Consider the following 6,158-nt stretch of genomic DNA (forward strand, 5'->3'; position numbering starts at 1 on the left):
GCCCGAGACGGAAGATGTGCCGATCTCGATCTTTGAGGATGCGATTGCGTCAATCGAAAAGAAACTTGGCCTTGTCGACCAGCCGCGCGTGGTCCTGTTCCATGAAAAGGAAGGCCGACGCCATGCTCATTGCGTATGGTCGCGGATCGATGCCGAAACCATGACGGCGATTGATCTCCCCCACTTCAAGCTCAAGCTGATGGATGTCTCAAGGCAGCTCTACCGCGACCACGACTGGCAAATGCCAGATGGGATGATCGATCCGGCCTTGCGCAGTCCGCTCGGTTTCGATCGCAAGGAGTGGTTCCAGGCCAAACGGGCCGGCACTGATCCGCGCATCATCAAGGAGGCATTCCAGCAATGCTGGGCAGCCTCTGATTCCGGCAAGGCCTTTCGCAGTGCCATGGAACAGCGCGGCTACTATCTCGCACGCGGCGACCGCCGCGGCGTGGTCGCCCTCGATCTGAACGGCCAGGTCTATGCCGTAGCCCGCTGGGTTGGCATCCGATCCAAGGATGTTGTCAATCGGATGGGAAACGATGTGATGACCTTGCCATCCGTTACCGAGGCCGAGGAACAGATCAAAGCCCTGGTGGGCCAGAAGCTTACCGCATTCGAGCGGGAGATATCCGAGGATTTTGCCCGAGCAGCCCAAAAGTTGGAAGCCGAGCGTCTCGTCATGGTCGGGCGGCACAGGTTTGAACGCAGAAAACTACAAACCGTGCATGATGAACGCTGGAACCGCGAGGCCAAAGCCCGCAGCGAGCGGTTCCGGAGCGGCCTGCGCGGATTATGGGATCGTATCACCGGTCAGCACGCGCAATTGCGCGCGCATAACGAGGCGGAAGTCGCGGCTGCGAAAGTCCGTGACGACAATGAAAAGCAGGCGCTCATAGACCGCCAGCTTCGCGAACGGCGAAGGCTTCAGCAAGAAATCAAGCAAGAACGGATGCGCCACACAAAGGAGGTGACGCGTCTGCGGCACGACGAGCCAGGCAAGCCTAGCAGCCGGCGCGTTCGCTCGATTGATCCCGAGCGCCGCAGAAACATTGAGCCGTGACGAGGCAGCGCGAACCAGTAGATACAATTGCTTGATCGTGATTAGGGCCTTCTATGCACTTTCCGGCTATTTTGGCCGATTATGCCCTTCGAAATCATCGCATTGGTCGACGATTCCGTTTTCCCGCTCGTCATCTTCCTAGGCGGCGCCTTTCTTGGTGTGGCCGCCGAGCGCGTGCGCGCGAACGCTGCTCGCCGCAAATGGCGGGAGCAAAACGGGTCTCGATGGGACGGCACGAAATTCAGCACCGATGGCCGCGGCGCCGGACCGCTCGACGCCGCGGATCAACTACGGATCGTGATTGAAGCCGACTTTTCGGTTCAACCGATCCTCAACAAGAGCGAAGCGCGTGTATTCAAGGAACTCGACCAGGTGGTGCTGAGCTGCAATCCATCATGGCAAGTGATGGCGCAGGTCTCGCTGGGCGAAATTCTCCGGTGCCGAAATTCGAAGGCGTTCAGCTGCATTAACTCCAAGCGCGTCGATCTTTTGCTGGTCGACGAACATTGCCGGCCACGCCACGCTGTCGAGTATCAGGGGACCGGACACCATCGGGGAACGGCTGCTGCACGTGATGCAGTCAAGAAAGAAGCTCTGCGCCGCGCCGGCATCGGCTATCACGAAGTCGTTGCTGGCCAAACCACGCCCTCAGAGCTGAGGCGTCTCGTTGAACGCCTCGTGGACAAGCCGAAGACTCTCACCCACGCTAGCGCGGCGGGCGCTCGCCTTTCGGCTTAGATCGCGTCCGTGACGACGCCACACAATCGGTCGCCTCGTGCGGCAGCTTTGCGCCCCCATTGCGGACAGCCGAGTTCTAGCGATCAATACCTAAAAGCAGACGTTCTCGCCGGTCGATATCGGTGAGTTCCGGGTTATCTGTGATTATTATCTATTGAATTTGTGCTAGTTCGATTTCCCATGAACAAACGTAATACAGCACTAACAAACTGGTTGGCGGCACGGCTCGTTGGTTTGGCGGACTTTTTGGAAAGTATGGGTAGCTCGGCGGCTACGCAGTCCAAGTTTGTAAATCTCGCGCCAACCGACCAAGCTGATAAGGACGGTGTATATACCGAAGCTCTAGACTTCTCCACAACCGATCCGAAAGTATCCAATATTGCGCTGACAGGTCCCTATGGGTCGGGAAAAAGCAGCATCATTCAATCCTATCTGAAAAAATATAACGGGTCCCCACTTCACATATCTCTCGCGGCGTTCGCGCACGAAGCGGGCGCAGTTGACGGCGATGTAAAACGTCAAAAGATCGAAAGAAGCATACTGGAACAGATGCTTTACGGCGCTGACGCCAACAATCTCCCATTGTCGCGCTTTAAGCGAATTCAGTCGCCCGGTGTTCTGTCGGTATTCAAATCGCTCTACATCATGATCGGTTTGCTTACGCTTTGGTACGTGTTCGCAAAGCAGGAAGTTATCATTAGCGGCACTTATTTCAGTCCGTTCGCACTCAGCAATTGGTCTAATCTTGGAAGCTTCGCATTCGCGGCGCTATTCCTCTGGGCGACGCTGCATCATTTTTATGTGGCCAGCTTCGGCTTATCGCTTAAGAGCTTCTCATTGAAAGACATTGAGATAAGACCCGCATCAGATAATCAAGATTCGATTCTCAACCGCCACCTGGATGAAATCATCTACTTCTTCCAGTCGACAGATTATGACCTCGTCATCATTGAGGACTTAGACCGCTTTGAAGACACTGAAATCTTCGTAACATTGCGTGAAATCAACAGTTTGGTGAATGAGAACGCGGGTGTCAAACGAACCATCAGGTTTCTTTATGCCTTGCGCGATGACGTATTCGCTAACACTGACAGAACCAAGTTCTTCGAGTTCATAATTCCAGTCATTCCGATCATCAACACGTCAAATTCGATCGATATGGTTTTGGAGCAAGGGAAGCGGCTGGCGCTCGATGAGCGTCTTAATCGTCAATTCCTGCGAGAAGTCTCACGTTATCTCAATGACCTTAGGTTAATCCAGAATATATTCAATGAATACGCTATATACGTAGCGAACTTGGAAACCGACGACGAGAATACGCTCGACGCCAATAAGCTGCTGGCGATCTTGATATACAAGAACGTCTATCCCCGGGATTTCGAGCAACTACACCGCGGCGAAGGCAATCTGGCCAACATTTTGAGCCGCCAAGATGAACTCATCGCGCATGGCGAGAACGCATCTAGATCTGAGATCGCGGAACTCGAGCAGCGGATTGAAATTGCTGAGCGGCAGACGCCCTTGGATTTGAGAGAGCTGCGTCAGATTTATGCTATGGCCCTTGTCGAGAAGCTTCCTGCCGAAGTCTACGCCGTCAGCATTAACTCGCAATCTTGGATCACACTTCCCGAGCTTGTTGGACACGACGCGTTTGAACAGGTAATCGCAGCTCCGTCTGTTACCTACCGCAATGTCAATAATCACCGACAGTCGATCGATATCTCCAGCTTGCAGGACGATGTGGATCGTCAGAAGATCTATTTGCAGCGCAAGTCAGAAATCGAAAGCAAAGCGCAGGTTAACAAGAACGAGAGTTTGCTGCGCATTCGTGAGCTTAGAGCTAGAATTGCAACGCTTCGCACAACCAGACTCAACGAACTCGTGCGTTCAAGCGCCGAACATGTAACCGATCTTTTCGACGGATTTGGCGAGAAAGGAGGACTAGCCCGTTTCCTGATCTTAGAAGGTCATCTCGATGACACGTATTACAATTACACATCGCTCTTCCATTCTGGCCGACTGTCGCCCAATGACAACAAGTTCCTGATTCAGATTCGGGAGTTCGCTACACCCGATCCTGGCTTTCCAATCGACAACCCAAAAGAGGTCATCGCGGCGATGCGCGATGAGGACTTCGGTCAAAGTTATGTCCTAAACGTCAAACTGGTTGACAGCCTTCTGAGCGAGAAGATCCGCTATAGCGACCAAACTCGGAAGCTCTTCGAGTTCATCTCGTCCAATTTCGATGACAGCGAAGCTTTCTTCGAGGCCTATTACGGCACGGGACGCGACGTCTCCGATTTGCTTTCCGGCCTGGCCGACGGATGGAAGCAGTTCATTCCGACGGCCATAGCTAGCAAGCGCTGTCTCTCCCATGTCACACAGTTGTTGATGAACCTTCCTGAAAGTGCGCTCCCAAAAATGGCGAGTGACGGCGACGAATTGCCTGAATTCGTCGCGGCGAATCTTCGCGAAATTCTGGGACTTGCACCTGAATTGGCTCCCGAACGCCTCGAACGCATTGGGTTCGAGGTTCGAGATCTTCCAGCCATCGAGACGTACACCGGCGTCGTGCGCTTCATGGTAAAAAAGGGGCTTTTTGAGCTCTCGATAGCCAATCTGGAACATGTCTATCGAGAGGTCTTGGGGGAGACCAATCTCACGGCTTTTCGCGCGCGCAACTACACCACAATACGTTCAATCGCAGATCCTGCATTGATGACGAGGATTGAACGCGACTTCGATCTCTATCTTAGCGATGTGCTTCTTGAGCTTGACCACAATTCCGAAGAGGATGTCGCGGCTATAATCGATATCCTTTGCCGCGAGAAACTTGACGAAGACAAACTACGCGCGTTTCTCGCACGACAAACGGCTCTCCTGCCAACGCTGGATGGAATTCCGGAGAGATTCCACGCTATGGTGTTTGAGCTGCGACGTATCGAGCCGACATGGAGGAATTGCATAGCGTTCATGGGAGGCGGTGGCTTCGTGGCAGGAATCTTAGTCTCCCATCTTGATCGGGAAGATGTGCGCGCGACGATCCTGAAGCACCCTCTACCGACCGACTCGGAGGCACTGCCGCTACGCCAATTCCTTGTTAACGCGAATGCACTGAGCGACGAAGGCTACCGGGAGTATGTCCGAGCATTGCCCGACTCGTTCAAGAAATTCCCCGAGGAACTCGATTCCTCGAAGCTAGCTATACTTATCGAAGAGCATAAGATCATTTTTTCAAAGGAAAACCTCGACTTGATAGATGTCGAGGCGGACCTGCCGGTGCTTTTCGTAGCAGAAAACACCGAAGCTTATCTCGCGAGTCCTGACACGTTTGCGCTTGAAGACGATTTCCGCGAGAGGCTCCTTAGAAGCGACATAAATGATGGCGACAAGCGCGCGATCATTGACCTTATGGATATGAGCGCGCTTGCGGAGCTCCCGGATCGAGCGGCACTCATCGGTCCGATTCTTGATCGCACCGATGCTAGTTTGTCCGACCTTGACGCGACGACCGCGCGATCACTGATCCTGAATTCAAAACCCGTAGAGACGCAGATTTCTCTCTTTAACAAGGCCCACACGACCATGACTGTCGACGAAGTTCGCCAAGTCCTCGCGGCGCTTCCGAAGCCGTTTTTTGAGATCACGACAGGATACCACACTCCACGATTACCGAACTCAGACGAAAATCGTTCGTTGGTCCAATGGCTTGATTCTCGCGATGTTATTTCTTCGTGGAGCGAGGGAGGTGGTTGGTTTATGGGTGACGACATTCGTGTGAATCTCAAGAGGCGGTAACAAGACGGCGGCGATGCAGTCTTTTAGTTAGAGCAAGTGTCCATGAGGCGTCTTCGGATTGGGGCCGCCAAGTACGTCGCGCGTCGCCTCGATGAATGCCCGCTTCGCCTCGATTTGCACTGACGTGAGCCCCGCAAACTCCTCCAGATGAAGGTAGAGTCCGTCGATTGCAGGAGACGGACGGATGAAGCGTTCACGGTTCACGGAAGAGCAGATCATCGCGGTGTTGAAGGAGCAGGAGGCAGGGATGCCGACTGCCGATGTTTGCCGCAAGCACGGGATCAGCAGCGCCACCTTTTACAAGTGGAAGGCCAAGTATGGCGGGTTGGAGGTTTCCGACGCTCGCAAGCTTCGGGCGCTGGAAGATGAGAACGCCAAGCTGAAGAAGCTGTTGGCCGAGGCGATGCTCGACAACGCGATCCTGAAGGATGTCGCCGCAAAAAAATGGTGACGCCCGACGTGAAGCGGGAGGCTGTGGCGCATGCCTGCACGGAGCACGGTGTGAGCCAGCGGCGGGCGTGTGAAGTCCTTGCGGTGGATCGCTCGAGCGTGCGCTACAGGT

Annotated in this window: 3 protein-coding genes and 1 pseudogene; all 4 read left to right on the forward strand. The window is 54.1% G+C overall.

What is annotated here, in order from left to right:
- The first annotated feature begins 16 nt into the window (after positions 1 to 16).
- Positions 17 to 1,060 (forward strand): relaxase/mobilization nuclease domain-containing protein, encoded by a 1,044-nt coding sequence (locus GN330_RS06910; protein WP_156711865.1) that lies wholly within the window; start codon positions 17 to 19, stop codon positions 1,058 to 1,060.
- Positions 1,061 to 1,141: 81 nt separating this feature from the next.
- A complete protein-coding gene (locus tag GN330_RS06915) occupies positions 1,142 to 1,798 on the forward strand; it encodes a DUF2726 domain-containing protein (RefSeq protein ID WP_156711866.1) in 657 nt (218 codons plus the stop codon).
- Between the two features lie 180 nt (positions 1,799 to 1,978).
- Positions 1,979 to 5,596, forward strand: coding sequence for a YobI family P-loop NTPase (locus GN330_RS06920; RefSeq protein ID WP_156711867.1), 3,618 nt, complete (start codon positions 1,979 to 1,981; stop codon positions 5,594 to 5,596).
- Positions 5,597 to 5,780: 184 nt separating this feature from the next.
- Positions 5,781 to 6,158, forward strand: a pseudogene (locus GN330_RS06925) (transposase); the annotation flags it as partial.

It is taken from the genome of Nitratireductor arenosus, assembly GCF_009742725.1.
GTDB lineage: Bacteria > Pseudomonadota > Alphaproteobacteria > Rhizobiales > Rhizobiaceae > Mangrovimarina > Mangrovimarina arenosa.